The organism is Kitasatospora sp. NBC_01300 (genome assembly GCF_041435235.1).
In the GTDB taxonomy this organism is placed as follows: Bacteria; Actinomycetota; Actinomycetes; order Streptomycetales; family Streptomycetaceae; genus Kitasatospora.
This window is the reverse complement of sequence record NZ_CP108409.1, coordinates 1,291,795-1,308,611: the sequence shown is the minus strand read 5'-3', so window position 1 is coordinate 1,308,611 and position 16,817 is coordinate 1,291,795. Positions and strand designations below refer to the sequence as shown.

Annotated in this window: 13 protein-coding genes and 1 pseudogene; 4 read left to right on the top strand and 10 right to left on the bottom strand. The window is 72.2% G+C overall.

Features of this window, described 5'->3' with window-relative positions; all coding sequences use genetic code 11:
* Positions 1-359: 359 nt before the first annotated feature.
* Together OG556_RS39135 and OG556_RS39130 are read left to right on the top strand one after the other, a co-directional pair.
* Positions 360-602 (top strand): hypothetical protein, encoded by a 243-nt coding sequence (locus OG556_RS39135; RefSeq protein ID WP_331745158.1) that lies wholly within the window; start codon positions 360-362, stop codon positions 600-602.
* Positions 603-827: 225 nt separating this feature from the next.
* On the top strand, positions 828-3,626 hold the full coding sequence (locus OG556_RS39130) for an SdrD B-like domain-containing protein (RefSeq protein ID WP_331745156.1): 2,799 nt from the start codon (positions 828-830) through the stop codon (positions 3,624-3,626).
* A gap of 161 nt (positions 3,627-3,787) precedes the next feature.
* Here OG556_RS39130 and OG556_RS39125 read toward each other — a convergent pair whose 3' ends face one another.
* Positions 3,788-4,363: a hypothetical protein gene (locus OG556_RS39125; protein WP_331745154.1), complete on the bottom strand. Its 576-nt coding sequence runs from the start codon at positions 4,361-4,363 to the stop codon at positions 3,788-3,790.
* A 195-nt stretch (positions 4,364-4,558) separates the two neighbouring features.
* Here OG556_RS39125 and OG556_RS39120 point away from each other — a divergent pair, with 195 nt between their 5' ends.
* A complete protein-coding gene (locus OG556_RS39120; RefSeq protein ID WP_331745152.1) occupies positions 4,559-5,062 on the top strand; it encodes a helix-turn-helix transcriptional regulator in 504 nt (167 codons plus the stop codon).
* Positions 5,063-5,168: 106 nt separating this feature from the next.
* Here the strand turns inward: OG556_RS39120 and OG556_RS39115 are convergent, their stop codons facing one another.
* From OG556_RS39115 to OG556_RS39075, 9 genes and pseudogenes are all read right to left on the bottom strand, one after another.
* Entirely contained in the window at positions 5,169-5,771 is a 603-nt protein-coding gene (locus tag OG556_RS39115) for an ATP-dependent Clp protease proteolytic subunit (protein WP_331745151.1), read from the bottom strand.
* A 1-nt stretch (position 5,772) separates the two neighbouring features.
* Positions 5,773-6,411 carry an ATP-dependent Clp protease proteolytic subunit gene (locus tag OG556_RS39110; RefSeq protein WP_331745149.1) on the bottom strand — a complete coding sequence of 213 codons (639 nt, stop codon included), beginning with the start codon at positions 6,409-6,411 and terminating at the stop codon, positions 5,773-5,775.
* A 234-nt stretch (positions 6,412-6,645) separates the two neighbouring features.
* Positions 6,646-8,580 (bottom strand): PIG-L family deacetylase, encoded by a 1,935-nt coding sequence (locus tag OG556_RS39105; protein ID WP_331745147.1) that lies wholly within the window; start codon positions 8,578-8,580, stop codon positions 6,646-6,648.
* A gap of 430 nt (positions 8,581-9,010) precedes the next feature.
* Positions 9,011-10,312 (bottom strand): nucleotide disphospho-sugar-binding domain-containing protein, encoded by a 1,302-nt coding sequence (locus tag OG556_RS39100; RefSeq protein ID WP_331745145.1) that lies wholly within the window; start codon positions 10,310-10,312, stop codon positions 9,011-9,013.
* A 221-nt stretch (positions 10,313-10,533) separates the two neighbouring features.
* The gene (locus OG556_RS39095) at positions 10,534-12,606 is read right to left on the bottom strand and encodes a glycoside hydrolase (RefSeq protein ID WP_371523142.1); all 2,073 of its coding nucleotides are present in this window, start codon (positions 12,604-12,606) and stop codon (positions 10,534-10,536) included.
* Positions 12,607-12,723: 117 nt separating this feature from the next.
* The gene (locus OG556_RS39090; protein ID WP_371522728.1) at positions 12,724-13,335 is read right to left on the bottom strand and encodes a transposase; all 612 of its coding nucleotides are present in this window, start codon (positions 13,333-13,335) and stop codon (positions 12,724-12,726) included.
* Positions 13,230-13,781, bottom strand: a pseudogene (locus tag OG556_RS39085) (winged helix-turn-helix domain-containing protein); the annotation flags it as partial. The pseudogene OG556_RS39085 and the gene OG556_RS39090, both read right to left, overlap by 106 nt.
* Positions 13,782-13,992: 211 nt before the next feature.
* Positions 13,993-14,739: a tRNA-dependent cyclodipeptide synthase gene (locus OG556_RS39080; protein WP_331745143.1), complete on the bottom strand. Its 747-nt coding sequence runs from the start codon at positions 14,737-14,739 to the stop codon at positions 13,993-13,995.
* Positions 14,740-14,939: 200 nt separating this feature from the next.
* On the bottom strand, positions 14,940-15,635 hold the full coding sequence (locus OG556_RS39075) for a TetR/AcrR family transcriptional regulator (RefSeq protein ID WP_371523141.1): 696 nt from the start codon (positions 15,633-15,635) through the stop codon (positions 14,940-14,942).
* Positions 15,636-15,741: 106 nt separating this feature from the next.
* On the opposite strand from OG556_RS39075, the gene OG556_RS39070 reads away from it, so the two are divergent.
* Complete coding sequence (locus tag OG556_RS39070) at positions 15,742-16,785, top strand: NAD(P)-dependent alcohol dehydrogenase (protein WP_331745141.1); 1,044 nt, start codon at positions 15,742-15,744, stop codon at positions 16,783-16,785.
* The last annotated feature ends 32 nt before the right edge of the window (positions 16,786-16,817 follow it).

Here is a 16,817-nt window from a genome sequence, read left to right as displayed (position 1 = left end):
CCCACGGAGGCGGAAAGAAGAAGGGGGCGGAGAGGGGACGCGCTGCAGGTGTCGAGGAGGAGTGGAGAAGGAAGCGCGTCGCGGAGCCGCCGATGTGTTCACCGTAGCCGGGCTCTCCCCCGGCTGCCCACCGATTATTTTCAGCCGCTCCGGAGCAGGAAGTCGGACCAGTCCTGGGCGGCACCCGCCACAGCCCGAGTCGGAGTCAGGAGATCGAGCGCATGATCGATTTCTTCAGTAGGTTGACGGGCCGACACACGCACACGTGGCGCTCCGCGCGGAGTGACCGCACACGGGGGAGCGTCCGGCAGGCTGTGAGGCGGTCTGCCGGGCGGAGCTCCCAGGGGATGGAGAGGGAGATGGCAGGTAGTCAGGAATCGCACAGCGCGGTATTCGTCCTGCTGGCGGACGGTGAGCCACCGGCACCAGGGGAGAACCCCGGTGGGGAAGGGCTGGCGGGGCTGATCGTCGCGGTCCTGGAGCGGGTGGGCTGGACCACTGGCATGGTCGTGCTGGGAGTGCTGGCCGTCCTCGCCGGGGGCGCGTGGATGTGGGGCCGGGCGCCGAAGGCCACCGGCGAGGAGAGGCCCCGGGTCCGATAGGGCGGCGTCTTCCTCCCCAGGCCGAGATCCTTCGGGCGGCGGATGGCGCCACCGCGCTCCGGGCGCCGGGATTTCTCCTGCGGTACGCGAACTTGTGCGGTCGTATCCGAACTTGATGCGATTTCCAGCCCTTCACCTGTCACACACACCGGTGAATGCGCCCCGAAACCAGGACGTGGACGACCGGTCGTCGCTTCTCCTGGGGGTCCTGCCCGGATCGGGCAGATGTCCGCCGACCATGAGAGTGGGGATCAGGTGGGGACGAGAAGGAGAAGGAAGGGCGTCGCGCGGGCCGCGGTGCTCGCCGCCGCGCTGTGCGGCGGCGGGGCGCTGACGGCGCCGGCGGCGTTCTCGCAGACGGAGGACGGGACGGTGACGGTCCGGGTGATCCGGGCCGTGGACTCCTCCGGGGTGTGGACGCCCGCGCTGGAACCGGGGCTGGCGGGCGTGAAGGTGACGCTCACCGGCGAGGAGCGGGCCCACGTCGAGGGCACCACCGGGGCCGACGGGACGGTGACGCTGACGCCGCCGCGGAGCCGGGAGCACGGCGGCGGCGCGTACCGGGTGCAGGTGGTGAATCCGAAGCCGGGCGTGCTGTTCCCGGCGTTCGCCTCGCGGCAGGGGCTGGACGGCGCGCCGAACCAGCTGAGCTCCAACGAGGAGTTCGTCGACCTCTCCGGCGGCAGGAACGTCTCGTACACCACCGGGCTGTGGTACCCGGGGGACTACTGCCAGCAGAACGCGCCGCTGGTGACGACCTGCCAGAACACCACCTGGGGAGGCGGCGCGCAGCGCACGCTGGTGTCGTTCCCGTACCGCGCGCGCGGCCAGGACGGCGTGGACGTCAACGTCACGAACCTCGCCACCGACGCGCAGACGGGCACGCTCTACGGCATCGCGTGGAACAAGGCCGACCGGCGGATCTTCTCCTCGGCGGCGGCCAAGCGCACCACGGACTACGGCCCCGGCGGCGCCGGCGGCATCTACGTGACCGACCCCGCCCAGGGGCGGACCACGCTGTTCACCACCGTCCCGGACGCCGGCGGCACGGCGCACGGGCCGGGCACGGACGACGCGTTCCTCGTCGCGCCGGGCAAGGAGAGCCTCGGCGGGCTCAAGGTGACGAACGACGGCAGGGACCTGTTCGTCGTCAACCTCAACAACCGCACGCTGTACCGCTACGACGCGACCGCGCCGACGGCCGCGCAGCCGAGGGGCGTCTACCCGATCCCGGACCCGGGCTGTGCCTCGGCCGGGGGCTGGCGGCCGTTCGGCCTGGGCCTCCAGGACGACGTCGGCTACCTCGGCGGGGTCTGCTCGGGCGAGTCGACGGGCAAGGCCTCGGACCTGCGGGCGGTCGTGCTGCCCTTCGACCTGGCCACCGGCCGGTTCCGCGCGGCCGTGCTGGACCAGCCGCTGGACTACCCGCGCCAGTCGACCGTCGGATCGGGCCCGTGCGACGGCGCGGGCTGGTTCCCGTGGACGAACACCTACCCGACCACGCAGAACGGCCAGACCTGCGCCGGTTTCCGCGCGCAGCCGGAGCCGGAGCTGGGCGAGGTCGGCTTCGAGACGGACGGCTCGATGCTGCTGGCCTTCCGCGACCGCATGGCCGACCGGGCGACGGGCCAGTCGGGGTCGGGCGCGGCGGTGGGCGAGGTGCTGTCGGGCGGTGACCTGAACAAGGCCTGCCTGAGCGGCGGCACCTACGTGCTGGACGCCAACACCGGCTGCGGGCTCTCGCCCCGGGGCACCCGCTTCTTCGACACCAGCCGGATGGGCGTCCACCACAACGCGGCCTACGCCGGGATGGCGCTGTCCAAGGTCGAGAACACCATCGGGACCTCCGGGTTCGACCCCAACAGCACGGCCTTCGGCTACGGCACGTCGTTCGTCCAGCGCGACGGCAGGCAGGACCCGGCGTTCGGCCTGCGGCTCAACCCGGCGAACGTGCCCGCGCCGTTCGGCAAGGGCGCCTCGATGGGCGACCTGGAGGTGCTCTGCGACCAGGCGCCGCTGCAGATCGGCAACCGGGTCTGGTACGACGCCGAGCACAAGGGCATCCAGAAGCCGGGCCAGCGCCCGGTGGAGGGCGCCACCGTCCACCTGTACGACGGGCCGGGGAAGCTCGTCGGCACGGCGCGGACGACGGCGCGCGGCGAGTACTACTTCGACGACTCGAACGTGGACGGCGGGCTCAAGCCGCACACCAAGTACACGATCCGGCTGGACAACCCCGCCGACTTCGCCCAGGGCGGCCCGCTGTACCAGTGGGTGCCCACCCGGCACGACGTCGGCGACAACCCGTTCATCAACTCCAAGGGCGTCGTCCCGCCGGGCGCAACGTTCGCCGAGCGGGAACTGACCACCGGCGGGCCGGGCCAGGACGACCACACCTTCGACTTCGGGTTCCGGCCGCAGGAGGGCACGCTGACCCTGGTCAAACACGACCAGGACGGCAAGCCGCTGGCCGGGGCGACGTTCCAGCTGTGGCGCTGGAACGGCGGGCCCGGCTGGCCGCAGACCACCGGCGGGCACAAGGATTCGCCGGTCGGCGATCCCTGCGTCACCGGGGCGGACGGCATCTGCCGGATCGTCGTCGGGCCGGGGACGTACTACTGGGTGGAGGTGAGCCCGCCCGACGGCTACGCGGCGCCGGCCGTCGCGATCTTCGGGCCGCTGGTGCTCACCTGCGAGACCCTGGACGACGGGATCACGGTGACGGTCGTCAACCGGCTGCTCCCGTCGTTCGGTTCGGGCGCGAGCCCGTCGTCGCCGGATGCGGTCTCGACCCCGTCGCCGGCCCCGTCGCCGAGCCCGACGTCCTCGGTGGCGGCGGTGGCGGCGGTGACGTCCTTGTCGCCGCCGTCGCCGAGCGCCGGGCCGTCCCGGCCCAGCAGCGCGCTGCCGACCACCGGGGCGGGCAGCGTGCTGCCGCTCGGCGTGACCGGTGCGGCGGCACTGCTGGGTGCGGGCGGCGTGCTGGTCGTGGTCGCGCGCCGACGCGGGGCGCGGCACACGTAGTGGAACCGGGCCGGGCCCGTGGCGAGTTCGACGGCCACGGGCCCGGCCCCGGGTCACCGTCCGGCCACTCGGACGCAGGGAGCTGACCGCCGGGCCACCGGGCTGGTGCGGTGAACGGCTCGGCCGTCGCTCGTACGGGTGACGGCCGAGCCCGGATCGCGTCAGCCGTCGGGTGGGATGCGGATGGCGAGGCTGCGGAAGAGGTCGTGCACGCTGTCCTCGGCGTACAGGACCTTGCCGTACACGACCTCGGCGACGCCTGCGGGGTCGACCTCGTGACCGGCCGCTGCCGCCCAGGACAGTGCGTGCTCCAGCGCCTCGGTGCGGTCCGCCTCCCAGCGGGCGGTGACCACCTCGACGCATTCCTGCCACTCGGCTGCGGTGAGCTCCTCGTCCTCCTCGCTGACCCCGAACTCCTCGAACACCCCGGACTCCACCGCCAGGCGGACGTTGAGTTCCGCACTCCACAGCTCGCCGCCCGGGGCGCAGCCGCGCACGATCGCGTAGTCGCTCATGACGACCTGGCACACCAGGACCGGCGCACCGAGCGCGTCGGCGGCCTGCCTCACCTGGCCGTCACCGATCTCCTGGTCCGCATCGAGCCGCAGTCTCATCACCCGCCAGCCGTCGGGCCCGTCGGTCGGCTCGTACAGAGGCCTCTTCTCCGGTGGAAGGTCGAACAGTTCCGTCACCGTCCGGTGCGTGCGTGCGAGCACGATGTACCCGTTGAAACCCATCAGCCCCACCCCTCGGGAGTACTCGGTGGCGCCAAGCTATCCGGCCCGACCGACAGCCCCGAACTCGGTACCGGTGACCACCAGTCCGCGCGACGGGCAACAGGGGCCGCCGCGATCGGCGGCGCCCCGGGCGGCTTCACCCAGGGCAGAACGCCACTCCCTTCCCCCCGCGCCCCGGATCCCTAGGCTGGAGGGGTGAGCACTCATGCGCCGAACGAAGCCCGCGTCATCCCCCTGCGCCCGCACACCTCGTCGCCCGGTTCCGGCGGGGCGACCCGCGCCCCGCAGCGGTCGGCGGGAGCGTCACCGGCACCCGCGCCCGCGCCCGCGCCGAGGGAACCCCTGTGGCGCGACCTCGTCGGCGACGCGCTGCGCCGCGAACGGCTCGCCCAGGACCGGACGTTGAAGGACGTGGCGGAGGCGGCCCGGATCTCGATCCCGTACCTGTCGGAGCTGGAGCGCGGGCGCAAGGAGGCCTCCTCCGAGGTCCTCGCGGCCGCCGCCCGGGCCCTCGGACTCGGCCTCGCCGACCTGCTCTCGCTCGCCCAGGACGAGCTGACCCGGTACACCCGGAGCCAGGTGGGCCGGAGCCAGGTCGGCCTGGGCGGGGTGGGCCGGGGCACGGTGGGCCGAAGCCGGTTGGACCGGAGCCGCACGTCGCCCACGGCGCAGTACGACGGGCTCTGCCTCGCCGCCTGACCCGGCCTCTCCGGGCCCGACCCGGCCTGTCCGGGCCGGGCCTGGCCCAGCCGAAGGCCGGTACGACGGTGGTGCGCCCCGCCGTACCGGCCACGGCCGCGCGGAGTCAGCCGAACGCGAGCCGTCGGCTCAGCACCTCGTCGGCGAGCCCGTAGGCGACGGCCTCCTCGGCGGTGAACACCTTGTCCCGGTCCATGTCCGCCCGCAGCGTCGCCACGTCGTGGTGCGTGTGCCGGGACAGCACCTCCTCCACCTGCGAGCGGGTGCGGACCATCTCCTTCGCCGCGAGGCTGAGGTCGGACACCGTCCCCTGCCGGCCGCCGCTGGCCGGCTGGCCGAGCAGCACCCGCGCGTGCTGGAGCACGAACCGCCGCCCGGGGTCTCCGCCGGCCAGCAGCACCGCCGCCGTCGACGCCGCCTGACCGACGCAGAACGTGGAGATCGGCGCCTGCACGAACGTCATCGTGTCGTAGATCGCCATCAGCGAAGTGAACGATCCACCAGGCGAGTTGAGGTAGATCGAGATCTCGCGTTCCGGGCTCTCCGACTCCAGGTGCAGGAGCTGCGCGATGACCACGTTGGCGACCCCGTCGTCGATCTCGGTGCCGAGGAAGATGATCCGCTCGTTCAGCAGCCGGCTGAAGACATCGTAGGAGCGCTCGCCCTGCGCGGTCCGCTCGATGACGTAGGGAACCGTGTACGACCCCATGTCACAGCCCCATCCGTCGGCGCGACGCGGCCGGGCGGATGTCGGCGACCGACTCCACCACCCGGTCCACGATCCCGTACTCCCTGGCCTGCTCGGCCGTGAACCAGCGGTCCCGGTCGCCGTCCCGCGCGATCGTCTCCTCGCTCTGCCCGGTGTGCTCGGCGGTGATCCGCTCGATGGCCTTCTTGGTGAACTGGAGGTTCTCCGCCTGGATCTCGATGTCGGCGGCGGTGCCGCCGATGCCCGCCGAGGGCTGGTGCATCATGATCCGCGCGTTCGGCAGCGCGAGCCGCTTGCCGGGCGCCCCCACGGTGACCAGGAACTGGCCCATGCTGGCGGCGAACCCCATCACCAGCGTCGAGACGTCGTTCGGGATGAGCCGCATGGTGTCGTAGATGGCGAGCCCCGCGGTGACCGACCCGCCGGGGCTGTTGACGTACAGGCTGATGTCGGTGCGCGGGTCCTCCGCCGACAGCAGGAGCAGCTGCGCGCACACCCGGTTGGCCGACACGTCGTCGACCTGGGTGCCGAGGAGGACGATCCGCTGGGCGAGCAGCTGCGCCGCGAGGTGGTCGTCGAAGCGGCTGGGCGGCGTGCCGCCCTCCTCCGCGCGGGGCGCGAGCGTGGTGAGGGGAGTCATCCGGTCTCCTTGTCGAGATGCCGAGGCGTCGAAGTGTCGAGGTGTCGAGTCGAGGTGTTGGGGCGGGCTTGCCCTCGACTCCACTCTTGACCCCGGGAGACCTCCGGATGCGTTTTCTCTGCCCGCCGCAGATTCGCCACGGGCAGACTCGGGCAGACACGGGCAGAGGCGACGGCCCGGGCCCGGCTGCGGCCTGCTCGGGGCCCAGCCAGAGCCGGGCCCCGAGCAGGACCGTCAGAGCGGCAGGCCCTGCCAGCCGCCGAAGCTGGTGGGCGTCGTGCCCGCGCGGTAGTAGACGCGGCCGTCCGAACCGATCGCGAACACGTGGAGGACGCCGCCGCCGTCGACGAGCGCGGCCGGGTAGTCGAGGACGGTGCCCCCGAGGTCCTGCCAGGTGCCGTAGCCCGAGTTCGGGGCGGTCTGGGCGGTGGTGCTCACGCCGCCGCCGCGGTTGCGCTCGAACAGGACGACCCGTCCGCCGACGGTGGCCGCCGCCGGCTCGCCCACTCCCCCATGTCCGCCGAGGGGGGCCGGGGACTGGCTCCACTCGCCGCCGGGCCGGGTCTGGTAGCTGACCAGCATCGCGCCGGTGCCGACCTCGCGGTAGGCGAGTTCGATGCGGCCGTCCTGGTCGAGCGCGGCCTTGGGCGGGCTGGCCGGCCGGGCGCCCGGGACCGGGTTCGGGCCGCCGAAGGCGCCGTTCGGAGCGGTCTGCCACCAGCCGAGGACTCCGGTGCGGGTGCTGGCGAACACCTCGATCGCGCCGACGCCGTTGCGGATCGCGGTGACCGGGTCCTGGAGGTCGGTGCCGCCCAGGTCCGTCCACGTGCCCGTCCACACCCCGCCCGGGGTGGTCTGCCAGATGCAGCTGAGGCCGCCCCCGCCGTTCTTGACGAACAGTTCGAGCCGCCCGTCCTGGTTGGCGGCCACCACCGGCACGCCGACCTGGTCCTCGTTGCCGAGTCCGGTGTTGGGGTTGCCGTGGTCGGCCCAGCTGTTCCACCACCAGCCGTTGGGCGCGCCCTGGGGCAGGGAGATGATGTGGTGATCGGTCAGGCGGCGTGCGAAGACCTCCAGCCGGCCGTCGGCGTTGGTCCCGACCGCGATGCCCGGCGCCAGCCGCCCGCCCGGGTCGGCCATCCGCACCGGACCGCCCCAACTGCCGTCCCCCTGGCGCCAGTACGTGTAGAGGGCGCCGGCCCGGACGACGAAGACCTGCGGCCGGCCGTCCTGGTTCAGCCCGGCCCAGGAGGTACCCCGCGACCAGCGGTAGTACATCCGGGAGAACCAGGCGTCGGAGTAGTTCCCCGAGTGGTCGTGGCCGGCGTACTCGGAGACGAACACGCCCTTGGCGCCGGTCGTCGCCGGGTCGAGGTTCACCGGGGAGTCGCTGATGTTGTAGTCCCGGTAGTTCACCTGGATCAGCCCGCCGCCGTACAGCAGGGCCGCCTGGCCGGCGAACTTCGCGGCGGAGACGTGGTCCGAGTGGTCGCCCGAGTATCGCCTGTCCGGGAGTTCGTCCTGGGCCCGGAGCACGGTCGGCTGGTACGTCACCATCAGCTGCCGCAGCACCTCGACGACGTCCGCCGCCGTGTAGGTCGACGGCCCGGACAGCGGGCTGCCCGCCGGGACGACCGTGGTGTCGGTGCCGCCGGCCAGGACGGCGCCGAGCCCGGCGTCGTGCAGGTTGAGGAAGATCAGGTGCACCTGGCGGTCCTTGAGGACGTACCGTTCGACCTGCTTGCCGGCGACCGTCCACGCCTCGACCGTCCAGTGCCCGACCTCGTCGGTCGCCGGGTCGGTGTCGCCGACCCCGGCCATCCGGGAGTAGGCGTTGACGGCGCCCATCTGCCGGTTCCAGGTGCGCAGCGGCTCGCCGGCGGTGTCCCAGCAGACCGTGGCGCACGGGTCGCCGGTCGCGTTGCCCGCGGTGACGAACACCGTGACGGACGGGGTGCCGAGGGCGATCGCGTTGGACAGGTCCGGGTTCATGAACAGGATGTCGTCGTCCTCGTGCGCGACGACCTGCATGAACAGCGGCCCGGAGGCGGTGGCCGGGGCCGCCCCCACGGCCGCGGCCGCGCGGGTCGCGGTCCCCTTGGCCAGGACGGGCGCGGCCAGGGCGGTGAGCGCGACGGAGGTGAGGAGTTGTCGTCGTCCGATTGCCATGTGATTCCCCCCAATTCGAGATCGGCATGTGATCACGCCAGGAGGAGGTTAGCGCATTGCCGGGCGGAAATGCCCGGGCCGCATCGGGTGAATTGCCCATGGGGAAACGTCAATTGACGTTCAGTCAAGTCACTTCGTTCACTTCCTGCCCATCGGAAGCATGTCCGGAAGGTCCCGTTCCCGCACAGATGGAATCGGACCAGCGGGTGGATGAGACGACAAGCCGAGGCCGGCCTTGTACGGCCGAGCGGGCCATGGCGGGCATCAACGTCCGCTGAGCCCGCCACGCTCGCGCGGTCGGGAGCTCCGGCTGCCCGGACGACGAGATCGCCCACGGCCGGAGAGACCGGGGCCCGGGGGGGCGGGAGGCCGGGGGCGGCTCCCCCCGGCCGGTCGATCCTGCCGGGCACCCGGCGGCGCCCCGCGGCGGTCAGCCGAGCGAGTCCACCAGTTCGGCGATAGCCGTCAACGGCTGGTGGGCCGCGAGTTCGGCGGCCAGGTCGGCGGCGTTGGCGCGGTAGGCCGGGTCGGCCAGGACCCGGTCGACGGCCTCGCGCAGCTCCGGCTCGCCCGGGCGCCCGGTGCGCAGGTCGACGCCGACACCGCGCCAGGCCACCCGGGCGGCCACCTCGGGCTTGTCCTCGCTGCCGCCCGCGACCACCAGCGGCACCCCGAAGGCCAGCGCGGTGTGCACACCTCCGTAGCCGCCGTTGCTGATCAACACGTCGGCGTGCGGCAGGAGCCGGTCGAACGGCAGGTAGCCGGCGGCCCGCACGTTGTCCGGCAGGCCGCCGAGCGCCTGCGCCAGCAGCTCGGGCCCGTCCGGGCGGACCGTGGCCGCGACCACCAGCAGGTCGGCGCGGTCGGCCAGCGCCCGCACCGCGGGGACCAGCAGCTCGGTCAGGTCGTCATTGGCCAGGGTGCCCTGGGTGACCACCACGACCGGGCGTCCGGAAGCCAACTCCGGCCACCATTGCGGCAGTTCCACCTCGCTCCGGTTCTGCGGCGCCAGCGCGCCGATGTAGCGCAGCGAGGCCGGCGCGTCGCTGCGCGGGTACTCGAACCCCGGGACGGTCAGCTGCAGGTAGTGGTCGGGCCCGGTGACGGCGGCGTTCACCCGGGGCCCCGGCGGCAGCTCGGCCCCGACCCCGGCGAAGACCTCGGCCGCGTACTGCCGCAGCGGCTCGCCGCGCAGCGCCGCCTCGGCGTTCAGCTCCCGGTTGCGGGCCAGCCCTTCCGGTCCCGCCTGGGGCGCCAGCGCGAGCCCGAAGGGCGCGGTGTCGACACTCTGCAGCATCGGCGGGGACACCCCGATGCCCACCACGGCCGGCCGCTCGCCGCGCGGATGGGCCAGCGCCAGAGCCACCGCGCCGTGGAAGAAGCAGTCACCGAGCACGGCCGTGGCCGGGAACTCCGCCAGCAACGCGCGCAGCGCCCGGTACTGCGCGGGCACCGGGTCGATGAAGATGTTCCGGGCGTCGAAGGCCAACCGCTGTGGCCCGGGCGGCAGTTCGGCCCGACCCGGGAAGGAGTCGTTGATCCGGCGGTCGTCGAAATCCGCCTCCGGCGGCAGGGCGACGAAGCGTGCCCCGGTCTCCTCGGCGGCCTCCGCGAACCGCACCCCGCCGAGGAAGACCACCTCGTGCCCGCGCGCCACCAGGTCGGCGGTGATCGCCAGCATCGGCGCGGTGTGCCCGTGCGCGGGCATGGCGGCAGTGATGATCCTGGACATGTGAAACCCCCCATAGTCGTTCGTCGGCCGGTCCGTGCACACCCCGTGGTCGTCCCCCCGTGCACCCGGCCCACCGCGCAGGCTAACCCACCACGCCGCGTCCGCCCGACACCGACGGCGGGGCGGCGCGGCGGGGCGGGGCGGGGCCGGTGGGACGGGCGGGGGTGCCCGTCCCACCGGCTCGTCACCTCGTCAACTCGTCAGCTCGTCAGCCACGGTCGTCAGGAGACCACGTCAGCCGGGCAGAGCCGCTGGGTGCCCGGGCGCCCGCGCACGGCGGCGTCCACACAGCCGCCCGGCAGTCCGTCGTGGACGGTGGTGCCGAAGTTGGCGGTGACGGTCAGCGCGCCGTCGCCGAAGACGGTCCGCTGCACCAGGTGGTCGCCGGTCAGCCAGCGGAAGGAGCTCAGCTGTCGGGTGCCGGCCGCCTGATGCAGCGGCGCGAAGTACTGCTGCAGGGCGGCCAGTTCCCGCAGGTTCTGCCCGTCGTGCGGGTCCTTGTCGCTGAGCACGAAGTTGAGCGGGGTGTTGTAGAGCATCGCCAGCAGCGCACGCGTGGTCTTCTGCTCCGGCAGCTTGCTGAAGGGCAGTTCCCAGCGTTCGACGTTGACCAGCGAACCGTGCAGCGCCGTCTCGTACAGCGGCACCCGGTACTTCGGGTCGTACATCGCCTTCAGGGCGGCGGCCACCCGGGCCTGGTGCTCGGGCTTGAAGTCGGTGGTGCGCACCGGCTTGAAGAAGGTGGCGGCGGCCTGTTCCGGGGCGTAGCCGCCCCAGGCGCCGTCGTCCTTGGGGTCCTGCGACCCGTTGTCGAAGTGCCCGGACTCCATCGCCCACAGCCGCCCGTCCACCGGGGTGCCCGAGCCGTGGTCGAAGGCCAGCACCTGGTTGGCCCAGGAGCCGGCGGACTCCGAGCCCAGGACCAGCGGGGCAGGCCGGCCCGTGGACGCGTCGTACGAGCCGTCCGTCAGGCGCCGCATCCGGGCGAGCCGGTTGGCGCGGTCCTCGTCCATGGTCATCGCGTGGCCGGGGTCGAAGTCCCGGAAGAGCTCGCCCGCCGCGTCCACGTCGAGGAAGTAGCTGTCGGCCCCGTTGGCGACCAGCGAGCGGGTGCGGTCCGCGAGGTGGTGCTGCTGCGGCTCGGCCTGTTCGAACGCCTGCGAGCTGAGGTAGCAGCCCTTCTTGTGGAAGCCGGGTTGCGGCGTTCCGTCGGCCCTGAGGACGCAGAACCGGGGGTAGACGTCGTCCGGCCAGACGGAGTTGGGGGACGAGTCGTCCGTCTTCTGCTGGCCGTTGGCGAAGGAGTCGTAGGGCCCGACCAGGTAGCCGGCGGCCTCGGCGGCCTTGACGTCCTCGCCCGTCATCGGGGAGTCGTCGGAGTCGTAGCCGAGCCAGAGCCGGGAGACGCCCAGTTCCTTGAGCCGGTCGAGGTAGGCGGGCCGGCGGGCGCCGCCCCAGGCGTAGGCGTGGAAGGCGCCGAGCAGCTTCGCGGTCTGCGGGTTCTGCTTGATCTTCTCGCTCAGGCTGCCCAACTGCCCGTGCTCCGAGAGCCAGTTGCGGTAGTCCACGGCCGGGGCCACCGGGGAGCCGTCGGTGAGGGAGAAGGCCACGGTGTAGGCGCCCGTGCCGTTGCCGGCGGAGAATCCGTGCTCGGCCGTGGCCCGCAGCCGGCCGTCCTGGGAGGCGAACGTCAGCGACGTGCCGATGTCGGTGGGGACGATGTAGCTGACGCCGGCCCGGGCGGAGCGGAGCGTGTAGCCCCACATCGGCATGGACAGCTGCGAGCTCAGCTCCTGCTCCTCGCCGACCAGCGCGCCGTCGGAGGAGTTCCAGAACGGGTCGTCGACGGGAACGGACAGCCCCTCGCCGCGCGGGAGCTGGACCTCGGCGGCGGCCGGGTCGGTGGCGGTCACCGGCCACCGCACCGAGGTGTCGCCGCCGCTCCCGGTGGGGGCAGTCCCGGGGAGGGCGGTCCCGGTGAGGGTGACCAGCAACCGGCCGTGATCGGCGCGGGCTTCGGCCCGCAGGCCCTTCTCCGGATACGACCAGGCGGCGCCGTTCGCCGTCCTGACCGGGGCGCTCGCCCTGCCCAGCCCCTGGGCGGCCGGATCGGACAGCAGGACCACCCGCCCGTCCTCGGTCCGGGCCTCGGCCCGCAGCGTGGCCGCGTCGATGGTGGCGGTGCCGCCGCGTACCGGCACGTCGACGCGCCCGTCATGGACCCGCACCCGCATCGGCGAGGCGGAGCTGTCGGAGGCGCTCGCCACGGTCGCGGACACCAGCGCGGTGGCCATGGCGAGGACGAGAACGGCGCGCGGAACGTGCCGGCGGGCGGGGCCCGCAAGGGATGACGTATGAGTACCGGTGTGCATGACACAGTGATACGGAGGACTCCTACTGACTTCGGCGTTTCAGGGTGATGGTGGTGGCAGGTCCAGGGAGAGGCCGGTCCCGGCGAGGAAGCCGTCGAGGATGTCGGGGCGGTACTGGAGCCGTTTGAGCCGGTTGCGGACGAGGGCTTCGAGACGGTCCACGGCGACCGAGGAGAGGTTGGCCAGGCTGTGCTTGACGTGCGCCCAGAGCCACTCCACGGGGTTCAGGTCCGGCGCGTAGGCGGGCAGGATGTATACGGTCAGCCAGTTCCTGGCGGCGACCAACTCGCGCATCACGTGGGAGACATGGGTGTTCAGCCGATCCCAGACCAGCACGATCGGCGCCTTCACCAGATGGTGGATTCCGTCGATCAGGCCGATGTAGTCGCGCTCGGACAGGCTCCGCCGCTCGCCCTTGCGACCGGTGTGCCGCCGGATGCGGTGGGACAGCCTGGTCCGGGAACCCGGCCGCACGGCGATCAGCCCAGCGACCGAGACACGTCCGGAGCGGCTGCCGGAGACCTTCACGACAGGGGTGATGCCCCGCCGTCCCCAGGTGCGTCCACGGGGCGGCCTGCGCGTGAAGCCGGCCTCGTCTTCGAAGCAGACCCACCCGTCGCAGTCCGCCCGGGCTCTTTTACCTCCGCCCAGGTCACCTCCGTCCACGCGGTCACGGCCTGCTCGTCACGTTCCGCGGCCCGTCTCGCGGGCATCTGCGGAGTGAAGCCGAGTCTGTGCATCAGCCGTGTAGCGCCCGAGACGCTGTACGAGACGTGAAACGTCCGCCCGATCAGCGTGGCCACCCGCGAAGCAGTCCACACCTGGTCCTCCACCCAGCCGTGTGCGGCCGGGCCCTGGTCCAGATACGCGGCGAGCTTCTCCAGGCATCGCGGGGACAGGCGGCACCGTGACCCACCCGGGCCGCGTGATGCCAGCGCCTCGACCCCGCCGTCGCGCCACAACTGGTGCCACTGGTAGGCCGACTTCACACTCACCCGTAGGCGCCGGGCCACCTCTGCCGGCTTGACCTCCTGCTCGAACAGCTCGGCCGCCTGCATCCGCACCGTCTCCCGGCGCAGCCGTCCTGAGGCGGTCAGCCCGCCCCCATCCGCGTATCTCACACACCATCGGATACAGCCACCACACCGAACTCGTCAGGCAAACCAGGACAGTTCACCCTGGCGCGCCGAAGTCAGTAAGAAGTCCTTAAGAACCGACCATTGACCACTGGTCACGCTGACGGCACCCCGGCTCGGCCATGGCCTGGGCGTGCCGGTTCGGCGGAGCGCTCGGTGACGAGGGACGCCGTCAACGCCTCCGCAGATCGAGCGAGACGACGGTCAGCCGACGCAGTTCCTCCGGAGCGTCCGGGTGCCGCCCGTCGGTGATCTCGGAAAGGGTGCCGAACGAACCGGGGTAGACCATGACAGAAAGTCCTTCCTGGACAAGGCACGCGAATATTGCCGACTCCTCCAGAAAGTACTGTGCGGACATTTCGACCCGCCTCTCCAGGTCGGCCTCGGCAACTCGGCCGGCATACCTGGCGTGAAAGCGCCGCCCGAACGCATCCACGGACTCCCGGAATTTCCGGTCGGCCCGGTGGTAGTCGGTGAGGCTTCGATGGTGCTTCGCGTAGGAATCCCACTGCTGCACTTCGGAGCAGCGCAGGAACGTGAATTCGGTCTGCCCGCGTTCGGCCGCGAACAGGGCCCGGGTGTCGGCGATGAAACGGTCGCCCAGGGCCAGCGCCCGGGAGAGCGCCTCGTCCTCCGGCAGGCCCCGGGTGGACGCCAGGGTGATCCGGTGGATGCTGTCCCCGACCAGCACCGTGCAACGGGGGAACCGCCCGGCTGTCCAGCGGAGCATCGCGGCGAGTTTGTCCGGAGCGAAATTGCCGTTCTCCAGGCTGACGCCGAGGAAGCACTGCCCCTGATCCGCCAGTGCGGTCCGCCGGGCCGGAGGGGAGACCGAGTCAATACTCGCCTTGTAGGAGGTTTTCGGTCGATTCTCGGAAATTCCTGATACGCCGACAGGAGTCTGTTCGTAAGGAGGCATGCCAAAACCCCTCCGGGCTGTCGGACGAGTGAGCGACTGATCGATACGGGTTCGACGTTAGATTTCGCCTGACCGACCGTCAAATTGCTTCAACTTACCTACGGCGCAGGGGCAGTGAGGTATGGGTGTGCCAGTTCCCCTGACCTTGGCAGACAGTCGATGACACCAGGGTCGGCCGTCACGGGGGCCCCGGCGGCCCGTCAGCGCGCGGCTCGTCCGAGGCCGTCGAGGATGAGGTCCAGTCCGAAGGTGAACTCGTCGCCGTAGGCGTATCCGGGGCGCATGACGTGGGCGGTCGCGATCTCGACCAGGTACGGGTACTCGTCGGCGCCGAAGCCGCTCACGATGGAGTCCGCCAGTTCGGCGGTCTCCTCCGGGGAGTCGAAGGGCAGGGTCTTCTCCTGCAAGGCGAACCCGTAGATGTAGCTGTCGAGCACCGAGACGGCGTGGGCGGTCAGGGCGAGGGAGAACCCGGCGCGACGCAGGCAGCCGAGGACGGCGTCGTGGTGACGCAGGGTGGCCGGGCCCGGAGTCGACCGTGACTCCATCAGCCCGATCGCCCAGCGGTGGCGGGACAGCGCGAGGCGCAGGGAGATCGCCCGCTGCCGCATCGCCTGTCGCCAGTCGTCGCCGGGCACGGGCGGTTCGACCTCGCCGAAGACCAGGTCGACCATGCCGTCGAGCAGGTCCTCCTTGTTGGCCACGTGGTTGTAGAGGGACATCGCCTCGACTCCGACGGCCTCGCCGAGCTTGCGCATGCTGAGCGTCTCCAGGCCCCCGGCGTCGGCCAGTTCGACGGCGGCCCGGAGCACCCGCTGGCGGGTGAGGGTCGCCCGGGTCGGCGGCGGCGTCGACTGCGCACTCTGGGTCGGCTTCGGGTCGGTACGTCGGGGCACGGTGGACGGTCGCTTCCTCTGGTGGCCTGCCATCGTTGCGAGCTTACGCCGTAAGTGCTGTACTTACAGCGTAAGTGAGCGCCAGCGGAGACCGGGAGCAGCGACGATGCGGGACACGGGTGAGCCGACCGCGACCACCAGCGGGAGCAGCAGCGGGGCGGGGACGATGGCGGCCGTCGTCCAGGAGCGCTACGGCGCCCAGCCGGAAGCCGTGCTGCGCACGGCGCGCCTTCCCCGGCCCGGCCCCGGACCCGGCGAGGTACTGGTCCGGGTGCACGCCTCCAGCATCGACCGGGGCACCTGGCACCTGATGGCCGGACTGCCGTACGCGGTCCGGCCCGTGAGCGGGTTACGCCGGCCGAAGCTCCCCAATCCCGGCCGCAACCTGGCCGGTGTCGTCGAGGCGGTCGGCCCCGGCGTGACGGGGTTCGCCCCCGGCGACGAGGTGTACGGGACGGCGGCCGCCGCGTTCGCCGAATACGCCGTCGCCCGCCCCGACAGGATCGCCCCCAAGCCGGCCGCGCTCACCTTCGAGCAAGCGGCGACGGTACCCGTCAGCGCGCTCACCGCACTCCAGGCGGTACGTGACAAGGGCGAGGTCCAGCCGGGCCGACAGGTCCTGATCACGGGAGCCGCCGGCGGCGTGGGGACCTTCGCCGTCCAACTCGCCCACGCCCTCGGCGCCCTGGTCACGGCCGTCGCGAGCACCCCCAAGCTCGACGCCGTACGGGCCCTGGGCGCCGACCACGTGATCGACTACACCCGCGAGGACTTCCTCGCCGGCCCGCGACGCTACGACACCGTCATCGACATCGCGGGCAACCGCAGCCTGCGCGACCTGCGCCGCGCCCTCACCCCCCGGGGCAGGCTGGTCATCACCGGCGGCGAGACGAACGGCCGCTGGCTCGGCGGCACCGACCGGCAGCTCCGCGCGCAGCTCCTGTCCCCGTTCACCGGCCAGCACCTGGGCACCTTCATCGCCTCCGAACACGCCGACGGGCTCCGCGACCTGACCACACTCATCGACGCGGGCACCCTCAGCCCCGTCGTGGCCCGCGTCTACCCCCTCACCGAGACCGCCGCAGCCGTCCGCCACCTCCTCGACGCCCGCGCCACCGGCAAGGTGGCACTCACCCTGCCCGCCGAATGACCAATTCCTGGGCACTGACCGACAGTTCGCGG

Bases quoted from the DNA above. Each gene is read 5' to 3' on its own strand.
- OG556_RS39135 (WP_331745158.1), top strand. From the start codon at position 360: ATGGCAGGTAGTCAGGAATCGCACAGCGCGGTATTCGTCCTGCTGGCG.
- OG556_RS39130 (WP_331745156.1), top strand. From the start codon at position 828: ATGTCCGCCGACCATGAGAGTGGGGATCAGGTGGGGACGAGAAGGAGA.
- OG556_RS39125 (WP_331745154.1), bottom strand. From the start codon at position 4,363: ATGGGTTTCAACGGGTACATCGTGCTCGCACGCACGCACCGGACGGTG.
- OG556_RS39115 (WP_331745151.1), bottom strand. From the start codon at position 5,771: ATGGGGTCGTACACGGTTCCCTACGTCATCGAGCGGACCGCGCAGGGC.
- OG556_RS39110 (WP_331745149.1), bottom strand. From the start codon at position 6,411: ATGACTCCCCTCACCACGCTCGCGCCCCGCGCGGAGGAGGGCGGCACG.
- OG556_RS39105 (WP_331745147.1), bottom strand. From the start codon at position 8,580: ATGGCAATCGGACGACGACAACTCCTCACCTCCGTCGCGCTCACCGCC.
- OG556_RS39100 (WP_331745145.1), bottom strand. From the start codon at position 10,312: ATGTCCAGGATCATCACTGCCGCCATGCCCGCGCACGGGCACACCGCG.
- OG556_RS39095 (WP_371523142.1), bottom strand. From the start codon at position 12,606: ATGGCCACCGCGCTGGTGTCCGCGACCGTGGCGAGCGCCTCCGACAGC.
- OG556_RS39080 (WP_331745143.1), bottom strand. From the start codon at position 14,739: ATGCCTCCTTACGAACAGACTCCTGTCGGCGTATCAGGAATTTCCGAG.
- OG556_RS39070 (WP_331745141.1), top strand. From the start codon at position 15,742: ATGCGGGACACGGGTGAGCCGACCGCGACCACCAGCGGGAGCAGCAGC.